Raw genomic sequence first — 23,154 nt, 5'->3', positions numbered from 1 at the left:
TATGGCTTTTCTCTTTTATAAATCACATTAAATTTACCCTTAATAACCCAAAAAGCAAAGTCATAATATAATCCCTTTAAAATTTAAAGAAGAGCTATGAAAAAAGAAAATTCCAAACTATTTTTACTACTATTTTTGGGCGCGCTTTCAGCATTTGGCCCATTTGTCACAGACCTTTACCTGCCAGCACTTCCAGCCATCACTGAGTGGTTTGGCACAAGCGTTTCAGCAACCCAGCTAACCCTTACGACCTCGATGGCAGGACTTGCGATCGGTCAGCTAATAGTTGGCCCAGTCAGCGATAAATTTGGGCGAAAAACGCCACTTACCATCTCGCTCATCATCTACACGATTAGCACGATTTTTATATTTTTTGCGCAAAATATCCAGTTTTTTATCTTTATGCGCATCATCCAAGGGCTTGCAAGTGCGGGTAGCTTAGTCATCTCAAGAGCCGTTGTGAGCGACCTTTATAAGGGTCACGAGATGACAAAATTTTTTAGTTTGATGATGGTTGTAAATGGTCTTGCTCCGATATTTTCGCCCATAGGCGGCAGCTTGCTACTTAAATTTACCGACTGGCGCGGCATCTTTATGGCACTAACGATCATCGGCATTTTGCTATTTATTGCAAATTTTTACTTCAAAGAGAGCCTAATCCCTGCTAACCGCCTAAAAGTGCCTTTGTTTCAGATCTACAGCGTCTTTGGCAAAATTTTAAGAAAAAAGAAATTTATGCTATTTATTGCGATCCAGACATTTACGATGGCTGCGATGTTTGCCTATATCGCGGCATCTTCTTTTATCTTGCAAGAGTTTTACCTGCTAAGCCCAGTAAGTTACAGCTTTTGCTTTGCGGCAAATGGCCTAGCCATCGTCATAGGTGCTAGGCTTGCAAGCTTGCTAAATGAACGAAAAGCGCTAAAAACTGGGCTTTTTGGCACCTTGCTTGCTAGCATTTTTATAGCGTTTGTGCTTTGCTTTAAATTTGAAGTGATCGGCGTTATCATAGCATTTTTCTTGCTTTTACTCTTTACTGGCTTTATCTTACCAACGGCCTCATCACTCGCGATGAATGAGGGCAGAGAGTACGCGGGCTCAGCCTCAGCGGTGCTTGGATTTTGCCCATTTTTCTTAGGCGGCATCATCTCGCCACTAGTTGGTCTTGGCGACATTTTTTACTCGACCTCAATAGCTATTTTAGCTTGCAGCGTGCTTGCTTTTATCTCATTTTTAGGGCTAAAAAGAGTTGCGTAAAATTTATCTTGTCTCAAACACAAAGACGGCTGATGAGAGCGTTGTAAATTTAAGCGTTAGCAAGATAGAGTTTTTGAAATTTGAGATAAATTTAAGCGAATTTGACGCGCTTGTGGCAACCTCTAAAAATGCCTTTAAGGCTTTAAAATTTAATGGTATTTTGCCTATAAATTTGCCAGTTTTTGCTATCGCAAATAGTTGCGCAGCGGCTGCAAGAGAGTTTGGTTTTAGTGAAATTTACACTGGACAAAATGCTCATGGAGATGACTTTGCGAGAGAAATTTTGCCACTTTTAAAGGGCAAAAAGGTTCTTTATCTAAAGGGCAAAGATAGCGCTTCAAATTTCTTAGAAATTTTGCGAGATAGTGGCGTAAATATAAAAGCGATCGTTGCTTACGAAAACGTCTTAAATCCTTGCAAAATGGAGCTAAAACCACCAAAAAATAGCATTTTGATATTTGCATCTCCGATAAATGTGAGAAATTTTCTAACTAATTTTGGCTGGGACGAGAGCTATCAGACGATAAGCATCGGAAAGGTCACTGCAAAAGAGCTAAATTTTACAAAGCCACTTGTTAGTCAAAATCAAGATATAAACGCTTGTATCGCACTTGCCAAAACGTTACTTTAAGCAAAGAATTTATATAATTTTATTGCCTGAGTGAAGCGAGTCAGCATTTTACGGGGTCCAACACTTTTTTGTTAGCGAAAAGGTATGGGTGCCTTGCGATGTGGCTTCGTTTGAGCCTTAAACAGCGAGAAGTTGCAACCTTTTGGTATCCATCTATTTGCAAGATTGGCTTTGTTTATGGGCCACTCTTCTATGCGACGCCCACTTGGGTTTTTAAATTTACGGAGATAATATGAACATTCTCATAATAGGAAGTGGCGGCCGCGAATACGCCATTGCTCTAAAACTAAAAAGCGAAAAAAATATAAATTTATACTTTGCGCCCGGGAATGGTGCGACCTCACGCCTTGGTGAGAATTTAAGCATAAAAGACTTTCATGAGCTAGCAAATTTTGCCAAAAAAAATAGTATCGAGCTAACTATCGTGGGACCTGAAGCGCCTCTTAGTGAAGGCGTAGTGGATATATTTAAAAAAGAGGGTTTGCTCATCTTTGGACCAAGCAAAGCAGCTGCTAGACTTGAGGCTAGCAAGGCCTATATGAAGGACTTTTTAGCTAGAAATGATATAAAAACTGCAAAATATTTAAACACAGACGACAAAGAAAAAGCATTTAAATTTATCGATACCCTAAGCGCTCCGATGGTCGTAAAAGCTGATGGACTTTGTGCTGGAAAAGGCGTGATCATCGCAAATTCCAAAGAAGAAGCCAAAGAGGCAGTTGGCGACATGCTAAGTGGAGCTAGCTTTGGTGATGCTGGTAAATTTGTAGTGGTTGAAGAGTTTTTGGACGGCTTTGAGCTAAGCTTTTTTGCCATTTGTGACGGCGAAAATTTCGTAAGCTTGCCAGTGGCGCAAGACCACAAACGCCTACTTGATAACGACGAGGGTCCAAATACTGGCGGTATGGGCGCTTATGCTCCAAGTCCGCTTGCTTCAAAAGAGCTAGTAAAAAGGGTCGAAGAAGAGGTTGTAAAACCTACGCTAAAAGGGATGAAAAACGAGGGCAATCCATTTTGTGGAGTGCTTTTCGTGGGGCTGATGATCGTGAAAGATGAGCCTTATGTGCTTGAGTTTAACGTGAGATTTGGCGATCCTGAGTGCGAGGTCTTGATGCCATTGATCGATGGAAATTTGAGTGAAATTTTACTAAACGCTGCAAAAGGCGAGCTAAAGCCTATCAGCTTAAAAGATGAATTTGCAGTAGGTGTCGTTATGTCTAGCAGGGACTATCCGTATAAAAGCAGCCCAAAGGCTAAAATTTCAGTTTTAAATGATGTAAAAGACGCCCATATAGCTTACGCAGGCGTGAGCAAAGAGGGTGATGAAATTTACGCAGATGGCGGTAGAGTGCTAGTCTGCGTGGCGACCGCAAAGAGTATAAAAGAGGCACGTGATAAGGCCTATGAGCTTTGCGAAAATGTCAAATTTGACGGAGCGCACTTTAGAAAAGATATCGCGTGGCAGGCTCTAAAATGAGTATGCAGATAGAAGAGAAGCTTCAAAACGAAGAAATTTCACTTGCTCCTTTTGCTAAGAGGATCATGGCGTTTTCTATCGATGAGACCATAGCTGCATTTCTTTTTATGATCATCTATTGGGAGTCACTTTCTACTAGCACTAACTTTGATGATGCTAGAAATTTAGTATTAAATTTATTTTGGCAGGTGGTCGCTTTAAAAGTCATCTATCACACATTTTTCGTTTGGTATTACGGCGCAAGCCTCGGGCAGATGATAACAAAGACGATGTGCATAAATGTAGAAATTTTAGACAAGCCAAATTTAACTCAAAGTCTTGTTAGGGCGATCTTTAGGATAGTTAGTGAAGCTTGTTTTTATCTTGGTTTTGCGTGGGCACTTTCAAACCCTGCAAGGCAGACGTGGCAAGACAAAATAGCAAAAACAGTGGTGATAAATGCGTAAAATTTTATTTTTAATTCCGGTTTGTGTTTTTAGTTTAAGTGCAGCAGTGCAAGATGTGCAGCTATTAGCTGATGATGTGAAGCAAGATAAGGGCATCGTAACGGCAAACAAAAACGTCGTTGTATATTCGCAAGAGTATCTTGTGACGGCTGATTGTGCTGTTTATGATCAAAACAACTCAGTCATTGAGCTCTTTGGCAATGTCAATATGATGAAGGGCAAAGATGAGGTCTCTCGCTCAAACTACGCTAAGCTAAATTTGAAAAACAACAACGCTGCCTTTGAGTCGCTCTTTATGATGAATAAAGACATGGAAGTGTGGATGAGAAGCGATGAGAGCAGCTCTGATAGCGAGTACTACAGAGTAAGAAAGGCGATGGTTTCAAGCTGCAACGTCCAAGATCCTGACTGGAGCATCACCTCAAGCTCAGCCATGCTAAACAAACAGAGTAAATTTCTACATCTTTTTAACCCAGTCTTTCGCATAGCAAACGTGCCAGTCTTTTACCTGCCATACTTTGGCTTCTCAACTGATACTACAAGAAGGACAGGCCTTTTGCCACCAGAGCTAGGATACGGCAAGTCAGAGGGCTTTTACTACAAACAACCAGTCTATTTTGCTCCTTATAACCAGTGGGATCTGGAGTTTGATCCGCAGATAAGGACAAACAGGGGCGCTGGAATTTACGGTGCTTTTAGATTTACTGATTCGCCTGATTCAAGGGGTGAGATCAGCTTTGGTTCATTTACTGATAAAAACAGCTACAGAGCCAAGCAAAAAAGCGAGACTTCAAACAGAGCTGAGCTAAAAAACAAAACTCACAAAGGTGTCGGGCTAAAATATGAAAGAGATAAGCTTATAAAATACCTTAGCGAGGCCGATCTGCAAGAGGGTATGTGGATAGATGCAACCAAGCTAAATGATATAGACTATCTAAATTTAAAGGGCAGAGACGATGACTACGACTCGCTTGTCACCTCTAAATTTAACTACTTCATAGCAAATGACGATCACTACTTTGGTGCCTATGCAAAATACTACATAGATACTGAAAAGATCGGTTCAAAAAATGAAAACAAAGATACGCTTCAAGAGCTTCCATCGCTTCAGTATCATAAATTTACAGACGATATAGTCTTGCCAAATATCTTATATTCAATCGATCTTCAATCACACAGATATGATAGAAAGATAGGCGTTAGAGCAACTCAGTATGAATTTACTCTACCAGCTTCAGTTCATGTGCCGCTATTTGATGATAGCCTAACGTTTTCATTTTATGAGTACCTTTACGCTTCAAGGATAAACTACGAAAACAAGATAAATTCATTTGATGACAAAAGAGAAGATAAGCACGCAAATTTTGTAAATAACTACCATAAATTTGCTCTTCACACAGACCTTGCAAAGGCGTATGAGAGCTTTTACCACACTTTAAATTTTGGTGCTGAGTATTTGCTACCAGGCTACAGAAAAGGAAATTTAGACGACGAGTTTATCTATGACAAAGATCTAAATGAATATGAAAATTTCTTAGCTCAAGATCAGAGCAAAGAAGAGGTTTCTGGCTATTTGACGCAGTATTTCTTTAACGGCAGTGGCAGAAAAGTCGTCAAACACAGCATCTCACAAGGTTACTACACAAAAGATGATGAGTATTCGAATTTAAAAAATGCCATCTATCTATATCCGTTTGAGAATTTTAGCCTTTATAACAAGCTAGAGTACTCACACAAAGATAGAGAGCTTAAAAAGGTGCAAAACGGACTTTACTATACGCACGATCTATTTTGGATAAATATGCTCCATACGATGCAAAAGAGCGATAGCAAGGCTAAAAATAGCGCAACAAAAGATAGCTACTTTACAAGTAGTGCAGGTGTAAAACTCCCGCATCAATATAGCTTAATTGGCGGCTGGCAATACGACCTTGAGAGAAGCTATACAAAGAGCTGGAGAGTTGGTGTGCTTCATCAAAGAAAGTGCTGGAACTACGGGCTAATTTATCAACACGATGTCGAGCCTACAACAACTACAAATGGCTCAGCCTCAACTAAGAAAAGCGGCATCTACTTTACTATAAATTTCTATCCGATGGGCGGCTTGCACTATGACTTTTCACAAAGCAGCACCACTTCATCAAGTAGCAAATAAGATGGCTAGATAAATGGCAAGCGTTAAATTTAAAGATCAACTAGATGCAGCTAACAAGCTCATCGAGATCTTGCCAAAAAAAGAGCTAAATGACGCTAAGACGATAGTTCTTTGCATGTCGCTTGAGTCAGTTATCCTGACTGATGTGGTTTGCAGGGGGCTAAATTTAAGCTATGAGATGCTCTTTAGCGAGCCAATCCCTGCGCCAAACAACAGCGAATGCGACGTAGCGATAGTTAGCGAGACCGAGGATATCGTGCTAAACGATCCTCTCATAAAAGCTTTTAACATAAGCTATGACTACATCTACGGCGAAGCGCATAGAAAATATGAAGAGAAAATTTTAAAAAATGTCTATAAATATAGAAAAGGAAATTTGATAGGAGAGCTAAAGGGCAAGAATATTTTACTGATCGATGAGGGGTGTGAGACTGGCATGACGGCACTCATCTGCATAAAGACGCTGCTTGATGTGAAGGTAAAATCCATCTCATATGCAACGCCGATGATAGCCACTGATGTCTTTGCAAATTTAAATGATATGGTCGATGAAATTTACACGATAAACAAGATCGTTGATTTTATCGATGTGGATTCGTATTACGAGAAAAAGATCGAGGCTACGAGCGAGCGCATCATGTCGATATTAGAAGAGAGCCCTCACTATTTACCGTTACAAAAACAACAAGGAGATAAAAATAATGCAATATAGTATAGAAGTCAATAATCAGGTCGAAATTTTTGACCTTAATAAAGTAGCTAAACAAGCTAGTGGGGCAGTGCTTTTAAGGGTGAAAAACACCGTAGTTTTAGCAACTGTGGCAAGAGAAGATGTGCAAGTTGAAGAGGACTTTTTGCCTCTAACCGTGCAATACATCGAAAAAGCTTACGCAGCTGGCAAAATACCAGGTGGTTACGTCAAGCGCGAGACCAAGCCAGGCGACTTTGAGACACTAACGGCTCGCATCATTGATAGATCACTTCGCCCACTTTTCCCAAAAGGCTACGCATACCCAACACAGATCGTTGTCATGGTACTTTCAGCTGATCCTGAAGTTGATTTGCAAGTTGTGAGCCTAAATGCGGCTTCAGTTGCACTTTACCTTAGTGACATCCCTGTAAATCGCCCAGTTTGTGGTGTAAGAGTTGGCTATATAGATGATAAATTTGTTATCAATCCAAGCAACTCTGAGCTAAAACAAAGCGCGATCGACCTATATGTTGCTGGTACAAAAGATGAACTTTTGATGATCGAGATGAGAAGCTTGCCTCAGCAAACTACGCAGCTCATACCGATGGTAGCGATCGAGCCGATGATAGATCCTAGCCTAAGCGATAGCATGGCGCAAAAACAAGTGATGAATGAATTTAGTGAAGATAAGATGGTTGAGGCGATCGACTTTGCTGGCAAAGCTATACTAAGAGCTAGCAGCGCTTATGAAGAGGCATTTAAAGAGCATAAAAAAGAGGATGCTGCACTTGAGCTAAAACCAGAGATAGAAAACGAAAATATCGCTATTTACATCGATAAATTTTATAAAGCAGAGGTTAAAAACGCGATCAATCAAATGGCAAAGAGTGAGCGTGCAAGCGAGCTTGGCAAGATCGCTAAACAAATTTCAAGCGATGAGGTAGCTCAAAAAGAGGGCTGGGACGAGGCTGTCATCTCAAATGTCCTTGGTAAATATAAAAAGAAAATAGTAAGAGAGCAGATCATAAACGAGGGCGTTAGAGCCGACGGACGCGGGCTTGAAGAGGTTAGGCCTATTAGCATCGAGACAAATGTCCTTCCAAACGCTCACGGCTCATGCCTCTTTACAAGAGGTCAAACTCAGGCGCTAGTTGTCGCTACTCTTGGCACAGATAGTGATGCTCAGATGTATGACATCCTAACTGAAAAAGCTCCTTTGGTTGAGAAATTTATGTTTAACTATAACTTCCCAGGCTTTAGCGTCGGCGAAGCAAGCCCGCTTAAAGCTCCAGGCAGACGTGAGCTTGGACATGGCAATTTAGCCAAACGTGCCCTTGCACCAAGCATCGATCTAGCTTCTCCATATACGATAAGGGTCGTTTCAGAAATTTTAGAGAGCAACGGCTCAAGCTCTATGGCTAGCGTTTGCGGTGGTTCGCTCGCACTTAGAGCTGCTGGGGTCAATACCCAAAAACTAGTCGCTGGTGTTGCTATGGGGCTTATATTTGAAGGCGATAAACACGCTGTTTTAACCGACATCATGGGGCTTGAAGACCACGACGGCGATATGGACTTTAAAGTTGCTGGCACAAGTGATGGCATCACAGCGCTTCAGATGGACATCAAGCTTGGAGGCATCAGCCTAGAAGTGCTAAAAGAGGCACTTTATCAGGCAAAACGCGGCAGAGAGCACATCCTTGCTCTAATGACACAAGCTGATAAAAACATAGAGATAAACGAATATGTATTGCCAAAACTTGAGCTATTTAACGTTGATCCAAGCAAGATCGTAGATATCATCGGTCAAGCTGGCAAGACTATAAAAGAGATCATCGAGAAATTTGAAGTTTCGATCGACCTTGATAGAGAAAAAGGCGAGGTCAAAATCGCAGGCGGCGCTAAGAAAAACGTCGATGCAGCAAAAGACTACATCATCTCTATCACTTCAAAAGAGAACTCTCGCTCATTTGGCAAAAAGCCGTTTAAACACGACAAAGAGCGTGTAAAACCGACATTTAATATCGGAGATGAGTTTGTTGGAAGCGTAAAAAGCGTGGTTGATTTTGGAGTATTTATCGAGCTAAAAGACGGTGTAGATGGTCTGCTTCATATCTCAAAGATAAAGAGCCCATTAAACGTAGGCGATCAGGTAAAAGTGTGTGTGAGCGAGCAAAAAGGAAACAAAATTTCGCTCTCTTTGGTTGAATAAATTTTTAAAGGATAGATGATGAAATACAAAAAGTTGCTTTTCCCAATAGGAGCAGGGGACGATATCGAGCCAAGAATTTACGGTGCTTTAAAGGTTGCACAATGGTTTAAAGCTCACATGGAGATCCTCACTTGCCAACTAGATCCAAGCGTGGTTTATAATATGAAAATGACGCTTCGTGGTGGAGTGCTTTTTGAGGAATTTTTAAAATCAGCCAAGTCAGAGCTTGCGGTTGAACACGAAGAGAACGAGAAGCTTTTTAATAAAATTTGTGCAGATCTTGGCATAAAGGTGAGCGATGAGATCATCGAAGATGTTTGCACTGCAAATTTCACGATCCACAGCGGAAAAAGAAGCGCTATAGTTGAGCAAGAGAGTAAATTTTGCGATCTAGTCGTAGCTGCAGTGCCACTTGATGGTAAGATCACAGGTACATTTGAGTCAGCTGTTTTAAAAAGCGGCAAAAATGCTATCGTTATCCCTAGAAAGATGCGTGAATTTAAGGCTGATAACATCCTTGTAAGCTGGACAGGAACGACTCAAAGCTCAAGAGCCCTAACTGGCGCGATCGATCTTTTAAAGAGCGCTAAAAAGGTTCAGTGCATCACTTCAAAAGCAAGCCTTGGCGATAACGCCGAGCTAAATCTTAAAAAGCTTGAAGAGTATTTTAAAATTCATGGTATCAGCGCGTCTTTTGAGATCATAGCAACTACAACGATACCTGGCGAGGCACTTTTAAAAGCTGCAAATGATAGAAATGCAGATCTCATCGTAGCCAGCAGATACGGCGAAAACGGACTAATGGAGATGGTCCTTGGCGGAACATCAAGATTTTTCTTAGAACATACAAATATCCCAGTTTATCTATAATGGATTGCGGCTTAGCCCGCGATCTAATTTAATAAATTCATCTTTTCGTTTTGCAAATTTTAAAATCTTACTCGCTCGCCTTAGCAGCTTACTAAATTTAGGTTTCGTAAAACTCGCCACTAAATTTAGAAGCGTGATATGCTCGCTCATAAATTTTTAAAATTTGCCTACACTTGCCTGACGATAAAACGCATGCAGTGCGTCAGCGCTATTGCATGCCACCTCTAACGTGCGAGGGGTTTGGGGGATTTAAAAAGGGAGATAAGGGGACGGCTTCGTAATTCAAGTCCCCCTTGTCTCCCTTTTTGATAAAAAGAAATTTACAAATTTAATCAAACTGTCTTTGCAAATTTTAAAACTCCATTCACTCGCAAGAATTGACTACTAAAATTTGGCTTCGTTTAGTGCTTAGCTCAAATTTTAGAGCCGAAATTACTCGCTCATGAAATTTTAAAATTTGCTCGAGTTTTTTAACTGCATGCGATTGTGCTAGCGTAGCGCATGCCGTTTAAAATTTTATAGAGGTTAAATTTGACAATGTGATTTGCCAGCTCTAATTTTAAAATTTCTCAAACGCTAAATAGGCAGCGTGACAGCTTAACCAAGCGCTTTGCTCTTGTCACAGACTGAAAAATCCCTAAATTTTAAAGCTCCCATTAAGCTTTCATCAAGCGCCTTATTAGCCAAAATTTTGTAAAATCCGCTCATTAAAAAGGATAAAAAATGAGTGAAAATTCTGGCTTTACACACCTACATTTACACACCGAATACTCCCTACTAGACGGAGCTAACAAGATAGAAGAGCTAGCTCACACGCTCCATGACAGAGGCGACACGGCAGCAGCGATCACGGATCACGGCAATATGTTTGGCGCGATTGATTTTTACAAAAAGATGAAAAAAAATGGGATAAAACCGCTAATTGGTATTGAAGCATACGTGCATAACGGCGAGCAGCTCGATGACAAGAGCACCAAACAGCGCTTTCACCTCATCCTAATCGCCAAAAACGAGACTGGCTACAAAAATTTGATGTATCTTAGCTCCATGAGCTACATCGAGGGCTTTTACTACTATCCTCGTATCAATAAAAAAATCTTAAAAGAGCATAGCGAGGGCCTAGTTTGCAGCTCTGCTTGCTTGCAGGGCGAGGTGAGCTGGCATCTAAATTTAAGCGAGCGTAACGTTAAATTTGGCGCTAAAGGCTACGAGCGGGCAAAAGAGGTCGCGCTTGAGTATAAAGAAATTTTTGGTGATGACTTTTACCTTGAGATCATGCGCCACGGCATCGGCGATCAAAGGCGTATAGACGACGACATCTTGCGCATCGCAAAAGAGACTGGCATCAAGGTCATCGCCACAAACGACACCCACTACACTTTTAAAGAAAGAGCCGCTGCGCACGAGGTTTTCATGTGCATCGCGATGAACAAAACCTTAGATGATCCAAACCGACTTCGTCACAGCGTCCATGAGTTTTTTGTCAAAAGCAAAGAGCAGATGAATGAGCTGTTTTTAGATATCCCCGAAGTGATAGAAAATACCCAGGAGATCGTGGATAAGTGCAACCTTGAGATCAAGCTTGGCAACCCAACTCCGCCAAATTTTAAATTTACTCTTGAGTGCGCTAAGGAGAGAAATTTGACCCTCCCAGAGCCAGAAAACAGATATAGCTTCAAAAATGACGCTGTATTTTTCGAGCATGAGTGCAGAAAGGGCCTTGAAGAGAGGCTGAAATTTGTACCTGAAAATTTACACGAAGAGTATAGAAAGCGCCTAGAAATAGAGATCGGCATCATCAATAAGATGAATTTCCCAGGATATATGATGATCGTTTGGGACTTCATCAACGAAGCCAAGCGCAGAGGCGTGCCAGTTGGCCCAGGACGTGGCTCTGCGGCTGGTAGTTTGGTCGCTTACTCGCTAAAGATTACCGACCTTGATCCTATCCCATACAACCTGCTTTTTGAGAGATTTCTAAACCCAGAGCGCGTTAGCATGCCAGATATCGACGTGGATTTTTGCCAAAGCAGACGTGGCGAGATCATCGACTACGTCACGCAAAAATACGGCAAATTTAACGTTGCTGGCGTTATTACATTTGGTAAATTGCTCGCAAAAGGTGTCATCAGAGATGTCGCTAGAGTCTGCGACATGCCTTATGCGGAGGCTGATGCGATGGCAAAACTAATACCAGATGAGCTAAACATCACGCTAAAAGACGCCTACGAGAAAGAGCCAAAGATAGCTGAGCTAATAAGCCAAAATCCAAAGGCGGCTAAAATTTGGAAATTCGCCCTTGATCTTGAGGGGCTAAACAGAAACGCCGGCCAGCACGCAGCAGGTGTCGTCATCTCAAACGAAGAGCTTTGGAACAAAACCCCGCTATTTCGCCAGCCAAACAGCCCAGAAGATCGCTTTGTGACGCAGTATAGCCTGAAGTACCTAGAAGACGTTGATTTAATAAAATTTGACTTTCTTGGCCTTAAGACGCTAACGGTTATCGATAATGCGATCAAGCTCGTTAAACAGCGCACTGACAAGGACATCATCTGGGAGCAGATCGATAAAAACGACTCTGGCGTTTATAAGATGATACAAAGTGGCCAAGCCATCGGCATCTTTCAGATAGAGGGCGAGGGCATGAGAAAGCTAGGAACTAGCCTGCGTCCAGACTGCTTTGAGGATATCGTCGCGATGCTAGCACTTTATCGCCCAGGACCGATGGAGAGTGGCATGCTTGATGACTTCGTCAAGAGAAAACATGGCGAGGCGGAGATAACATACGCGTTTAAGGAGCTTGAGCCGATCCTCGCGCCAACATACGGCGTCATCGTCTATCAAGAGCAAGTCATGCAGATCGTGCAAGCCATAGGTGGCTTTAGCTTAGGCGGTGCAGACCTTGTGCGCCGTGCGATGGGTAAAAAGATCAAAGAAGAGATGGACAGGCTAAAGGGTGAGTTTGTAAAAGGTGCTGAGGCTAAGGGGCTAAATGGACAAAAAGCGGACGATCTTTTCGAGTTGATCGTTAAATTTGCAGGATATGGCTTTAACAAGTCTCACTCCGCAGCCTACGCTTATGTCACATTTCAGACGGCTTATCTGAAGGCTTACTATCCGGCTGAATTTATGGCGGCACTTCTAACAAGCGAGGAGAGCAATGTCGATAAGATCGTTCGCTACATCGATGAGATAAAACGCATAAACATCGATACTTTGCCGCCATCTATCAACAAATCAACCAAAGAATTTAGCGTCGTTAAAAATGGCGAGCACGATGGCATTATCTTTGGGCTTGGAGCGATTAAAGGCGTTGGGGGAGCGGCAATTGAGAACATTATCGCTGAGCGTGACGCAAAGGGCGAGTTTAAGAGCATGGATGACTTTGTCTCAAGGATCGATCCATTTAAGGTCAATAAAAAGGTCTTTGAAAGCCTTATAAAAGCTGGCTGCTTCGATGAATTTGGCTTTAGCCGCAAGATGCTTTTACAAAATGTAGAAAATATCGTAGAAGCTTGCAAAAATGCAGCTCAGATACGTAAAAATGCGGCCGAGAGCCTATTTGGCGAAGATGATAGTATGAATGATGTGAAGATAAATTTCGTCACTATAGATGATGAATTTGACATCAAGCAGATCTTGAAATTTGAGCAAGAGAGCGTTGGCATCTACCTCTCAGGTCACCCGCTTGATGACTATAAGGACGAGATAAATAAGATCAAATACACGCTAAGCTCGGAGTTTGAAACCTTGCCACAAAGTGCTGAAATTTTGGTGGTTGGCAAGATCGAGGACTTTAGCACAAGGATCACAAAAAGTGGCAAAAAAATGGGCACTATAAATGTGCTGGACTTTCACGGCAACATCGAGATCGCCGTCTTTGAAAGGGAGCTTGGTAACATCGAAGATATCGTAAAAGACGAGGCAAAACGCGATCTGCCTTATGCATTTAGGATAAATATCTCGCGCGACGATCAGTTTGTTAGGACAAATTTAAATGAGGTTTATAGCCTAGAAGATGCGCAAAATTTAGACTTTAAGACAAGAAAGTTAAAACAAAACTCTAAATTTAGTAAAAATGAAGAGGCGAGCGCCCCTCAAAAAGCAAGAGAGTATGCCGAACTGGAGGTGCTTTTAAGCCTTAGCGAGCTTAGCAGGCAAAAGCTGGAGCAAATTTACTCGCTAGTTTTTAGCAAAAATGCTCCAAATAATCAAAAACGGCTAATCTTGAAGATAAAAAATGAAGCAACTGGCGAAATTTTCATCTATAAGACTGAGTTTATCATAAGCGACGATGTGGGCGAAGAGATAGAAAAGCTCGCTGCTTCAGCGTAAATTTAAGGACAAGAAATGTTTGATATTTTTAGAAAAAAGAGCCATTTTTTAGACGAGCTTGGCATAGATAAAAGTAACTGGAGCGAGTTTTTTAGCGCTTGTCTTGGCAGAGCGATGCTGCTTCAAAAACGGCTTTTTAAGCAAGTGGTTGAGGCTAGCAAGTGGCAGGCTGACTTTGAAAGTGGCAAAATTTGCTTTGACAAGCAGGAGTTTGATATGCAGTTTATCGGCTCTGAGAGCTTTTCGTCTAACACTTGGCTTTGGGGATATGAAAATATAAATGGTTTTGACGAGTGCTTACTTGGCCTTGCAAATAGAGCGCGTGAGTTTGGCGAGAAATTTGGGCTTGAAGCGTTTAGCACGGCGCAGTTTGAGCTAGATGAAAATGTAAACGGTCATACGCTCAGCATGGTTGCTTGCGTGGCGCTTGGCGAGGAGCTAAGCTACTATAAGATTGATTACGACGGAGGTGCTGCGTACGTGGCATTTAGGGCTGAGACTATCTTTAAAGAGCCAGTTTTAGCAAACGAAGTAGTAAGCGTAGTAAATGAGTGCATAAGCGCCTATGAGCTTGATCACAAGCTTTTTATAAAAGGGCTTTTGCTAGGTTGCGAGATAAAATTTAGCGAAAACAAAGATGAGATAGTAGCTAAGTTTAAAGATGAACTTAGCTTTAAATTTGATGATCTTAATAGGCTCGTAAATATTTCAGGTGCGATTTAGCAATAATTCAGCCATATTTTTAAGCCTAAATTCATAAAGCAAGTTTGAAATTTTATCTGCTGAGTTTAAATTTAGCCCAAGATCACTTGCTAACATTTTGTAATAAATTTGAGGATTTTGGCTTAGATCAATAGGCGGCGACTTGGAGCTTTTAGAAAGCTTTTTGGCTCCGTCTAAAAGTAGCTTGTGGTGGATAAATTTAGCATTTAAAAAGCCAAAATTTAGCCTTTTTGCAAGGTATTTTTGAGCTAGCGTGCAAGGCAGCAGGTCCTCGCCTCTAACGACCAAATTTACCCCCATATCTTCATCGTCTATGACGCTTGCAAAGTTATAAGCTGGGGTAAAATCCTTTTTATAAATGACAAAATCACCCATCTGCGCTGCCACTTGCCTGTCAAGCTCGTCATTTTCATCCACGCTTAGCCTGATAGCGGTTTTATCTTTTATAAATTTTAACTTTTTGTCTTTGCAAATTTTAGTGTAAATGCCGTTTTCATAGGCATCTTTGGTAGCTCTTGTGCACTCACAATTGTAAATTTCATCTAGCTTTTCAAGTGCGTTTTCATATCTTTTGGCTCTTGTTTTGAAGCTAAAATTTTGCTCAAAGTCATCTATACTTTTAGCACCTTTGTCATAGCAAAGCCCCAGAAATTCTAAAATGTCAAAGATATTTTGAACAAATTCGCGCCGGTATCTGCCAAGGTCATAATCATCAATCCTTAAGTGCAAAACGCCGCCCAGTGAGCGCGTCAAAAGGTAAGTTAAGATGAAGTTGTAGGCGTTGCCAGCGTGCAAGTAGCCGCTTGGCGTCGGAGCTATGCGCGAGACTATGCCACCAGATGGTGGCAAATAGTCATTAATCCCTTGGTCTAGCCTCATTTACTCTTAAAGTGCGTCCGCCAAGTTCTTTTTCATTTAGTGCGTCGATCGCCTTTTGGCCCTCGTTCGCGTCATCCATTTCAACAAAGCCAAAGCCCTTTGAGCGGTCTGTTTCTCTATCTTTTACGATCTTTGCGCGCCTTACTTCACCAAATTGTGCAAAAGCTTCCTTCAACTCTGCCTCTGTCGTTCTATACGACAAATTTCCTACATAAATGTTCACAGGATTATTCCTTAAAAAAATTATCGATCTGATCGATTAGAGAAATAATAGCTTATTTCCGTCAAAAAGATGTAAAAACCAAGAAAAATATTACAAATTTTTAAAAAATATCCTTAAATGCAACAAATCGCAACAATACGGCATTATAATATCTATCACTAAACAAAATTTATCCTTAAGTTTAAGTAGAATAATTAAATAAAAAATTACAATTTTTTTATAAACTATTTATAAAGTAAATTATTTTTTACTTTATAGTAAGCCTCTTCGCCAAGCAAATTTTTCACTATAAAAAGCGCAAATTCCATAGAAAAAGCTGGCCCCTTGCCAGTGATGATGTTTTGATCTTTTAGCACGTTTTTATCGCTCACGTAGCCTCTTTTGTCGCTTCTTACATTCTCTTCAAAGCCAGGATAGCAGACAAAATGCTCTTTAAGCACACGAGCTCGCTCAAGCACCATAGGAGCGGCACAAATGGCACAAATTAGCTTACCTTTTTTGTCAAATTCTTGCAAAATTTCTCTTAGCTTGGCGTCATTTGCAAGATTTTCTGCACCAGGCAGACCTCCTGGAAGCACGATCGCATCATAACCTAGCTCCTCCACCTCACGAAGTGTGACATCAGCTTTTACATTTATATTGTGAGCACCCCTGATCTGCGCGTCCTTCAAGCTAGCGATAGATGCTATAGCTCCAGCTCTACGCAAAACATCGACGGAGGTTAGCGCCTCGATCTCCTCAAAACCATCAGCTAGGATTACGGCTACCTTTTTCATAAAATCGTCCTTTCTCGTGTTATCTGTTTGTTAGGATAAATTTTATATAATCGAAGCTTATTTCACAAGAAAGGACAGAGCATGCAAGTAAAAATTATTTACTGCAACTCTTGAAACTATCGTCCGGTAGCTTCTCGTGTAGAAGATGAAATAAAAGCGAACTTTAGTGATGCAAGAGTCGAGTTGGTTGTAGGAGATGGTGGAAATTTCATCGTCGAGGTTGATGGAAACGTTATCTTTTCTAAAAAGGATCGCATCGGAAACGATGAGTCAAGGTTCCCACACGGCGAAGAGATCACAACTCTTATAAACAAATATCTCAAAGAAAAGTCGGCTTAATGCTAACTAGCGGGGCAGGCAACTGCCTCGTTTTTATTTTTTGCCTAAATTCCACTCTCTTTTCTTAGTAAATTTATCTCATCTATCACCATTTGTGGCTTTAGATCTTTCATGCAAGCATGCGTTTTTAGCGGGCAAACTCGCTTCATACAGGGCATGCACTCTAAGTTTAGATGTACTATTTTTGCAAATTCATTGCCCCATGGCGAGGTTTCGCTAAATTTTGTCGGTCCAAAAAGAGCGATCGTTGGCACATGAAAGGCGGCAGCTATGTGCATAGGGCCGCTATCGTTTGTGATGAAAACGCCATTTTTACTAAGCCCAGCTATGCGCTCACAAAGCTCTTTGATGCTTGTTTTGCCAGCTAAATTCTGGCAAGCTACGCCATTTTCTTTTAAAATTTGCTCTATTTTTTCGCAAATTTCTTGCTCGCCTTTGCCACCAAAGATAACGATCTCAAACTCATCTTTAAAATTTAAAGCCACCTGTGCAAAATACTCTGGATACCATCTTTTGGCACTTCCATAGCTCGCACCTGGATTTAGAGCTAGTGTTTTTTTAGCTGAAATTTGAGGTGTAAAATGTAGCTTTAGCTGAGTAGAAATTTCACCCAAATTAAGGGCATTTTTTACAAAATTTGCATATTTTAGCACCTGATGAAGGGTGGTTTTACTCTTTTTAAAGATGGCTTTTTTCTTAGCGTTTATAAAAAATAGCAAAAATTTACTAGCAAACGAGCTTCTAAAGCTAAGCGCTAGATCAAATTTACCAAGACTTTTTGCACTTTTAGCAAGGGATAAAAATCTAAATTTAGCCTTTTTGCTCTCATCAACGACCACTTTTTCGCAGTTTGGATGACTTTTATAAAGCTCGCAGGCTACAAATGAGCCAAAAAAAACGATTTGTAAATTCTTCTCATTTTGCACCAAATTTTCGATCGCAGCGCTTGCCATCACGCTATCACCAAGCCAGGTTGGAAGCTCGATAAAAACTCTCATTTTAAGACGTCTTTTATCACTTCAAGCGTAAGAGCAGCATTTTTTTCGATGCTAAAATTTAAAGAAAGCTCGTAAGACTTCTCTTGTAGGCTCGCTAAAAGCTCATGGTTTGTGAGAATTTCATCTATAAACTCTAGTGCACTCTCGTCGCTTGGACTTTGAAGTACAAATTTATCTTCTAAAATCTCGCTAGCTCCATTTTGAGCCGTTGTAAAGACCACGTTTTTAAAGCTAAGCGCCTCTAGCACGACATTTGAAAAAGGTTCATAGTGCGTTGGAAAGATAAAAATATCACTCGCCTCGTAAAATTTCGCTGTGCTCTTTTGCTCGCCAACAAAGTAGGCGTTTAGCCCAAGTTTTTTAGCTAGGCGTTTGTAGCTTGAGATGTTTTTGTCTTTGCCGACAATGAGCGTATTTACTGGCGTTTTTAGCTTTGAAGCAAGGAGTAAAAACTCTTTTAGCCCCTTTCTTTTAAAGCCATTTCCCACAAAAAGCAGAGTTGCTAGCTCAAATTTAAGTCCAAATTCCTCACAAAGTGCTAGCTTTGCCTCAGCTTTTTGCACCCTTTGGGGTAAATTTACGCCGTTATAAATGGTCGTGATCTTTTCAGACTCTATGCCGTAAGTCGCGATGATCTGCTCTTTGATGAAATTTGAGTTTGTGATGATCTTTTGGGAGTTTTTAAAGCATCTTTTCTCTAAGTATGGATAGACGAAATTTAGGGGGTTTAGCCACCAAAAGCTCTTTGTCGCCCTATAAACCTTGTGCACGCCGTCTCCTGCCCTGTAAATATCGGCGCAGCTTACTCGCTCTAGGCTAAAGTAAAACTCGTCCTCTTTTTTTTGGCGTTTTACTTGGCGGTTAAAATTTAGAGCTTTTTTCCAAGAAGAGACACCGGTGTCTCCAAGATATGAGCGAATTTCTGTTTGGATACCAAGCTCATTTAGGGCCTTAACAAGCCTTCTTAAGTATCTTTCAGCACCTCCAACTGCGTTTGGATTAGTTCTTAAAAATACTATTTTTTTCATCTATAACTCCTAAAGCCAGTGCCCAAAACAAGAGCATCAAAAGTGCGTTTTCATGGTGAAATGTCGTGTTTACAAGTGAAATTACGTTTTGAAAAACAAGCATCAAAAGCGCTAGAAAAACTATACTGTTTTGCCTGAAATTTTTAATAAATTTAATAAAAAGTGATAGTTGAAATACTAAATATGCAAGCAGAGCGATGATACCTTTTTCGGTTAAGAATGTTAAAAAGGTGTTGTGCGCGTGAGATACATGTGCTTTTGCACTTTGTGGAAAAAAGTGCGTCAAATCTATACTCTTAAAATTTCCACTACCTATGCCAAAAAAGATATTGTCTTGCCATGTTTTAAATGCACTTTCAAATATGAGAAATCTAAATTCACCGCCTTGCACCCCTTTTGACATTTGATCATATATTCTTTCATCTGCAGTAAAGGCTACGGTTATATATAAGTATGTAAAAAATACTACGCAAAATAAAATGTATAGTGTTAGTGAGAGCTTAAAACTAACCTCTTTTTTATATATCAAATATGAAAAAATTAAAACACTAACCAATGGAATCATATAAGCAGTCGATCTTGAACCAGCGATAGCAAGAGCTAAAATACAAATTATAGATATGGAAATATTTATTGATCTGTTTTTATTTTTATTTGATATAAATAATAGTGCTGTTAGAAAAATTAAAAATATGTAAATAGCACTATGATTTACATGTCCAATTGATTTTAATATTAAAAAAGCCTCTGGATCTGGATCACTAAATTTTTCTATGCAAGCTGGTATAAAAGCGACAATAAAACCAGCAAATAGTGCATAAAACATAAATTTAAAATTTATTTTTTCTGTTCCAACAGTTCTAGCTACAAAGAAAAACAACATGCATCTTAATGGATCAAGCACTCTTGAAGGCGAAACCCCATTTACAAGGCAGCTTATAAAAGTGGCCAAAAAAAAGATAAAGAAGGAGACATTTGTAACATCAAATTTAAATTGCCTTTTTTCTTTAACACAGATATAAATTCCAACCAAGACAAAAAGCGTTAATGAAATTTGTTTTAATCCTTCGGTAACTGGTAGTGTAAACAGCATCACAAGCAAAAAAAAGTTGTAGAGTTTTGACGCTATCTCATTTTTCATGCATATCCTTTAAAATTTAAGTTTGCATTTTATCATTGATGAACTAAAAATAATATACAATTAAACAAAAAGTTAAAAGGAAGTATTGTGTCTGGCGTGAAAATAAGCTTTATAGTGCCTGTTTTTAACAAAGAGGAGCATGTTAGAAATTGTTTAAATTCGCTAATATCCCAAGATTTTACTGACATTGAGATAATAGTTGTAGACGATGGAAGTAGTGATAATACACCACAAATTTTAAAAGAGTATGAAGATAAAATAATATTAAAAACAAAGATCAATGCAGGCGTAAGTGCTGCCAGAAATGACGGTATATTGCTAGCTAAGGGAAAATACACTATTTGTATTGATGCTGATGATTACGTAGAAAAGGATTACGCTTCAAGCGTATATGATGTTGCAGAGAGGTTTGAGGCAGATATAGTAATAACAGATGCATTTAAAATTTATGGTAATAAAAAAGTATATTTAAAAGACTTTGAGACAAAAGATGAATGCACTATAGATAAAGATGAGTATTTAAGGAGATTGCTTGCTTCAAGACATAATAAAGTCTTGCATAATACATGGAATAAAGCTATTAAAACAGAAATTTTAAAAGAAAATTTGTTTCCAGTTGGGATTACACAGGCTGAAGATTTTCATGCCTTAGTAAGAAATGTTATCGCTTCAAAGACTCTTGTGAAGCTAAATAGAGCGTTTTATAACTACAATATCGGAGAAAATAACACTAGTGGCTTTGAAAAACTAAAAGCTGTGGTGGATCATAAATTTGTCTATGAGGATATAATCTCAATTTTAAAAAATAAAAATTTAGCTCTTGAGATGGTGTCAGATCTAGAGTTTAGAAAGATCAAAAGTGTCTATATGCCAGCTATCTCATCAAGGCCAAATTTAAAAAATAGCAGCTACTTAAAGGCGCTTGATCTTTTTTATGATGATATTGATAGCATTATAAGTTCAGCTGGTTTTTCAAAGCTTAGACTAAAACATAGAATTTTGATAAAAATGCTAAAAAATGTAAAATCATACGAAAATGTATCAAAAATTTTAAAAATATTTAATACAATAAATGGCTTTTTATCAAATAAAAAAATGAAAGAATTTAAAGAGTAAAAAATGATAAATATACTTGAGCTTGAAAGCTCTCTTGGATTTGGCGGGCAAGAGCACCGCACGCAGCGTGTGATAAACGGACTAGATAAGAGCAAATTTAAGGTTTTTTATGGGTTAAATCCTGGCTCAAAGAGCTTTGAAAAGCAAATAGAGTGCGAATTTGTCGAGTTTAACCTTAAAAAATCTTTTAATATCTTTGAAATTTTAAAAATTTGCAAATTTGTAAAGCAAAATAATATAAAAATCATCTCAACTCACTCAGGCAAAGACGGCACCATAGGCGCAATCGTAGGCAAAATTTGTGGAGTTAGCGTGGTTCGCACTAGACATTTGCAGCTGCCTATAAGCTCTCCCATACCTTACAACCTAAGCACAAAAGTGGTTGGCGTTTGCAACTCGGTTTGCGCTGATCTTATCAAAAGAGGTGTGAAAAAAGAGAAGGTGCTAAAAATCTACACAGGCATCGACACGCAAAAATACACGCCAGAATTTAAGATAAATATGAAAAAAGAATTTGACCTAAGTGAGGATGTGGTGGGCGTTTGCATCGTTGCAGTGCTAAGAGCTGCTAAAAATCACAAGCTCTTAATCGATGCATTTAGCGAATTAAATTTAGAAAAATCAGCCCTTTTTATCGTGGGCGACGGTCCTCAAAATAAAAATTTACACGAGTATATAAAAGATAAAAAAAATATCTTCATGCTTGGCAACAGAACCGACGTGAGCGACTTTTTGGGCTCGCTTGATATCTGCGTGCTACCTTCAGACATGGAGGCAATCGGCGGAGCGCTACTTGAGGCATCTTCATGCAAGCTAGCTACCATCGGAAGTGATGTGGGCGGTCTTGGCGAGGCAGTGAGTAATGGCAAAAGCGGATTTTTATTTGAAAATGGCAACAAAGAGGAGCTAAAAAAGGTGCTTGAAAGGCTCATTTTGGATGAAAATTTAAGAAAGCAGATGGGCGAGTTTGGTAGAGAGTACGTCAAAGAGACATTTAGCATCGAAAAAATGATAGAAAACACACAAAATTTATATATGGAGCTTGTAAAATGAGCGTACCAGTTTTGATGTATCACCACGTGCTTGAAAAGAGCGGATTTATCGCTAGTAGCGTGGATGAGTTTAGATCGCATATGAAATTTCTGGCTGAAAATGGCTATAAAACGCTAAGTATAAATGAATTTATCGCGTACAAAAAGGGTGAGCTTGAAGTGCCTAAAAAGAGTGTTTGCATAACATTTGACGATGGCTGGATGGACAACTACATCTATGCCTATCCTATCGTGAAAGAATTTGGACTAAAAGCAAATATATTTATAATAACTGGCTGGATAGAGGCAGCGCAAAAGGCCCATGAGTTGAGGCCTGCTAGCTTTTTAAACGTTGATCACAACGAGTGCAAGAGACTTGCTCCAAGTAGGCCGCAAGATGTGATCTTAAATTTAGAGCAGATTGAGAAGATGAAGGACTGCTTTTATTTCCACTCGCATACGCACGGGCATTTTGACGGATATTTTGGACAGCTTAGCTTGGATGAGGAATTTGGTCTTTGCCGTGAGTTTATGAAGAAAAATTTTGGCTTTGAGGATGACGCACTTTGCTGGCCAAGAGGCAAATATAATGACGAGTATCTAAGTGCTGCTAAAAAGCATGGCTACAAGGCGTTTTTCACGACAAAGCGTGGCATAAACAAGGCCGATGGCAACTTAGAGGAGATAAAACGCATAGTGACAAAGCGCGATGAAAAATGGCTTAAAAAGACTATGTTTATCTACCAAAATGACTTTCTAGGATCGATCTACGCAGCGATAAGGTCCTAGCGGGCTAAACTATTTAGTAAAAATTTTCTCATTCTTTGTT

Annotated in this window: 20 protein-coding genes; 14 read left to right on the top strand and 6 right to left on the bottom strand. The window is 39.8% G+C overall.

Annotated features, from left to right (window positions below; genetic code table 11):
• Positions 1-96 precede the first annotated feature (96 nt).
• The 10 genes from F3G91_RS03830 to F3G91_RS03780 all read left to right on the top strand — a co-directional run bounded on the left by F3G91_RS03830 (position 97) and on the right by F3G91_RS03780 (position 14,794).
• Positions 97-1,257, top strand: a complete 1,161-nt coding sequence (locus tag F3G91_RS03830; protein ID WP_149700750.1) for a multidrug effflux MFS transporter — start codon at positions 97-99, stop codon at positions 1,255-1,257.
• Complete coding sequence (locus tag F3G91_RS03825; RefSeq protein ID WP_149700749.1) at positions 1,250-1,888, top strand: uroporphyrinogen-III synthase; 639 nt, start codon at positions 1,250-1,252, stop codon at positions 1,886-1,888. Before F3G91_RS03830 ends, F3G91_RS03825 begins: the two co-directional genes overlap by 8 nt.
• 232 nt (positions 1,889-2,120) lie before the next feature.
• Complete coding sequence (gene purD, locus F3G91_RS03820; RefSeq protein WP_149700748.1) at positions 2,121-3,365, top strand: phosphoribosylamine--glycine ligase; 1,245 nt, start codon at positions 2,121-2,123, stop codon at positions 3,363-3,365.
• Positions 3,347-3,811, top strand: a complete 465-nt coding sequence (locus F3G91_RS03815; protein WP_223227808.1) for an RDD family protein — start codon at positions 3,347-3,349, stop codon at positions 3,809-3,811. Before purD ends, F3G91_RS03815 begins: the two co-directional genes overlap by 19 nt.
• Positions 3,804-5,966: an LPS-assembly protein LptD gene (locus F3G91_RS03810; RefSeq protein ID WP_149700747.1), complete on the top strand. Its 2,163-nt coding sequence runs from the start codon at positions 3,804-3,806 to the stop codon at positions 5,964-5,966. The genes F3G91_RS03815 and F3G91_RS03810 overlap by 8 nt, the downstream gene beginning before the upstream one ends.
• A 13-nt stretch (positions 5,967-5,979) precedes the next feature.
• Complete coding sequence (locus F3G91_RS03805; RefSeq protein ID WP_002941705.1) at positions 5,980-6,678, top strand: sodium:proton antiporter; 699 nt, start codon at positions 5,980-5,982, stop codon at positions 6,676-6,678.
• Entirely contained in the window at positions 6,668-8,866 is a 2,199-nt protein-coding gene (locus tag F3G91_RS03800) for a polyribonucleotide nucleotidyltransferase (protein WP_149700746.1), read from the top strand. Before F3G91_RS03805 ends, F3G91_RS03800 begins: the two co-directional genes overlap by 11 nt.
• 18 nt (positions 8,867-8,884) lie before the next feature.
• Entirely contained in the window at positions 8,885-9,736 is an 852-nt protein-coding gene (locus F3G91_RS03795) for a universal stress protein (protein WP_149700745.1), read from the top strand.
• 723 nt (positions 9,737-10,459) lie between these two features.
• The gene (dnaE, locus tag F3G91_RS03785; protein WP_149700743.1) at positions 10,460-14,071 is read left to right on the top strand and encodes a DNA polymerase III subunit alpha; all 3,612 of its coding nucleotides are present in this window, start codon (positions 10,460-10,462) and stop codon (positions 14,069-14,071) included.
• Between the two features lie 15 nt (positions 14,072-14,086).
• On the top strand, positions 14,087-14,794 hold the full coding sequence (locus F3G91_RS03780) for a DUF6882 domain-containing protein (RefSeq protein ID WP_149700742.1): 708 nt from the start codon (positions 14,087-14,089) through the stop codon (positions 14,792-14,794).
• Here F3G91_RS03780 and F3G91_RS03775 read toward each other — a convergent pair.
• From F3G91_RS03775 to F3G91_RS03765, 3 genes are all read right to left on the bottom strand, one after another.
• Entirely contained in the window at positions 14,780-15,673 is an 894-nt protein-coding gene (locus F3G91_RS03775) for a glutamate--tRNA ligase family protein (protein ID WP_149700741.1), read from the bottom strand. The two genes, F3G91_RS03780 and F3G91_RS03775, sit on opposite strands and share 15 nt — an antisense overlap.
• The gene (gene rbp, locus F3G91_RS03770; protein WP_009294719.1) at positions 15,651-15,896 is read right to left on the bottom strand and encodes an RNA-binding regulator; all 246 of its coding nucleotides are present in this window, start codon (positions 15,894-15,896) and stop codon (positions 15,651-15,653) included. Before rbp ends, F3G91_RS03775 begins: the two co-directional genes overlap by 23 nt.
• A 224-nt stretch (positions 15,897-16,120) precedes the next feature.
• Positions 16,121-16,672, bottom strand: a complete 552-nt coding sequence (locus F3G91_RS03765) for a DJ-1 family glyoxalase III (protein ID WP_149700740.1) — start codon at positions 16,670-16,672, stop codon at positions 16,121-16,123.
• Positions 16,673-16,753: 81 nt separating this feature from the next.
• Here F3G91_RS03765 and F3G91_RS03760 point away from each other — a divergent pair, with 81 nt between their 5' ends.
• The gene (locus F3G91_RS03760; RefSeq protein ID WP_257639680.1) at positions 16,754-17,011 is read left to right on the top strand and encodes a SelT/SelW/SelH family (seleno)protein; all 258 of its coding nucleotides are present in this window, start codon (positions 16,754-16,756) and stop codon (positions 17,009-17,011) included.
• 44 nt (positions 17,012-17,055) lie between these two features.
• On the opposite strand, the gene waaF is transcribed toward F3G91_RS03760, so the two are convergent.
• From waaF to F3G91_RS03745, 3 genes are read right to left on the bottom strand one after another with little or no spacing between them, the layout of a single operon-like run.
• On the bottom strand, positions 17,056-18,009 hold the full coding sequence (waaF, locus tag F3G91_RS03755) for a lipopolysaccharide heptosyltransferase II (protein ID WP_149700739.1): 954 nt from the start codon (positions 18,007-18,009) through the stop codon (positions 17,056-17,058).
• A complete protein-coding gene (locus F3G91_RS03750; protein ID WP_149700738.1) occupies positions 18,006-19,037 on the bottom strand; it encodes a glycosyltransferase family 4 protein in 1,032 nt (343 codons plus the stop codon). The genes waaF and F3G91_RS03750 overlap by 4 nt, the downstream gene beginning before the upstream one ends.
• Entirely contained in the window at positions 19,009-20,178 is a 1,170-nt protein-coding gene (locus tag F3G91_RS03745; protein WP_149700737.1) for an O-antigen ligase family protein, read from the bottom strand. The genes F3G91_RS03750 and F3G91_RS03745 overlap by 29 nt, the downstream gene beginning before the upstream one ends.
• 96 nt (positions 20,179-20,274) lie before the next feature.
• Between F3G91_RS03745 and F3G91_RS03740 the strand changes: the two genes are divergently transcribed.
• The 3 genes from F3G91_RS03740 to F3G91_RS03730 are packed head-to-tail and all read left to right on the top strand — an operon-like array spanning position 20,275 to position 23,114.
• Complete coding sequence (locus tag F3G91_RS03740; protein ID WP_188116790.1) at positions 20,275-21,294, top strand: glycosyltransferase family 2 protein; 1,020 nt, start codon at positions 20,275-20,277, stop codon at positions 21,292-21,294.
• A 3-nt stretch (positions 21,295-21,297) separates the two neighbouring features.
• Positions 21,298-22,347 (top strand): glycosyltransferase family 4 protein, encoded by a 1,050-nt coding sequence (locus tag F3G91_RS03735; protein WP_149700735.1) that lies wholly within the window; start codon positions 21,298-21,300, stop codon positions 22,345-22,347.
• Complete coding sequence (locus tag F3G91_RS03730) at positions 22,344-23,114, top strand: polysaccharide deacetylase family protein (RefSeq protein ID WP_103594167.1); 771 nt, start codon at positions 22,344-22,346, stop codon at positions 23,112-23,114. Before F3G91_RS03735 ends, F3G91_RS03730 begins: the two co-directional genes overlap by 4 nt.
• Positions 23,115-23,154: the final 40 nt, after the last annotated feature.

Origin of the sequence: Campylobacter concisus, assembly GCF_902460715.1 — a bacterium.
GTDB classification, from domain to species: domain Bacteria; phylum Campylobacterota; class Campylobacteria; order Campylobacterales; family Campylobacteraceae; genus Campylobacter_A; species Campylobacter_A concisus_AK.
The sequence above is the reverse complement of the archived record's forward strand: the minus strand, read 5'-3'. Positions and strand labels throughout refer to the sequence as shown.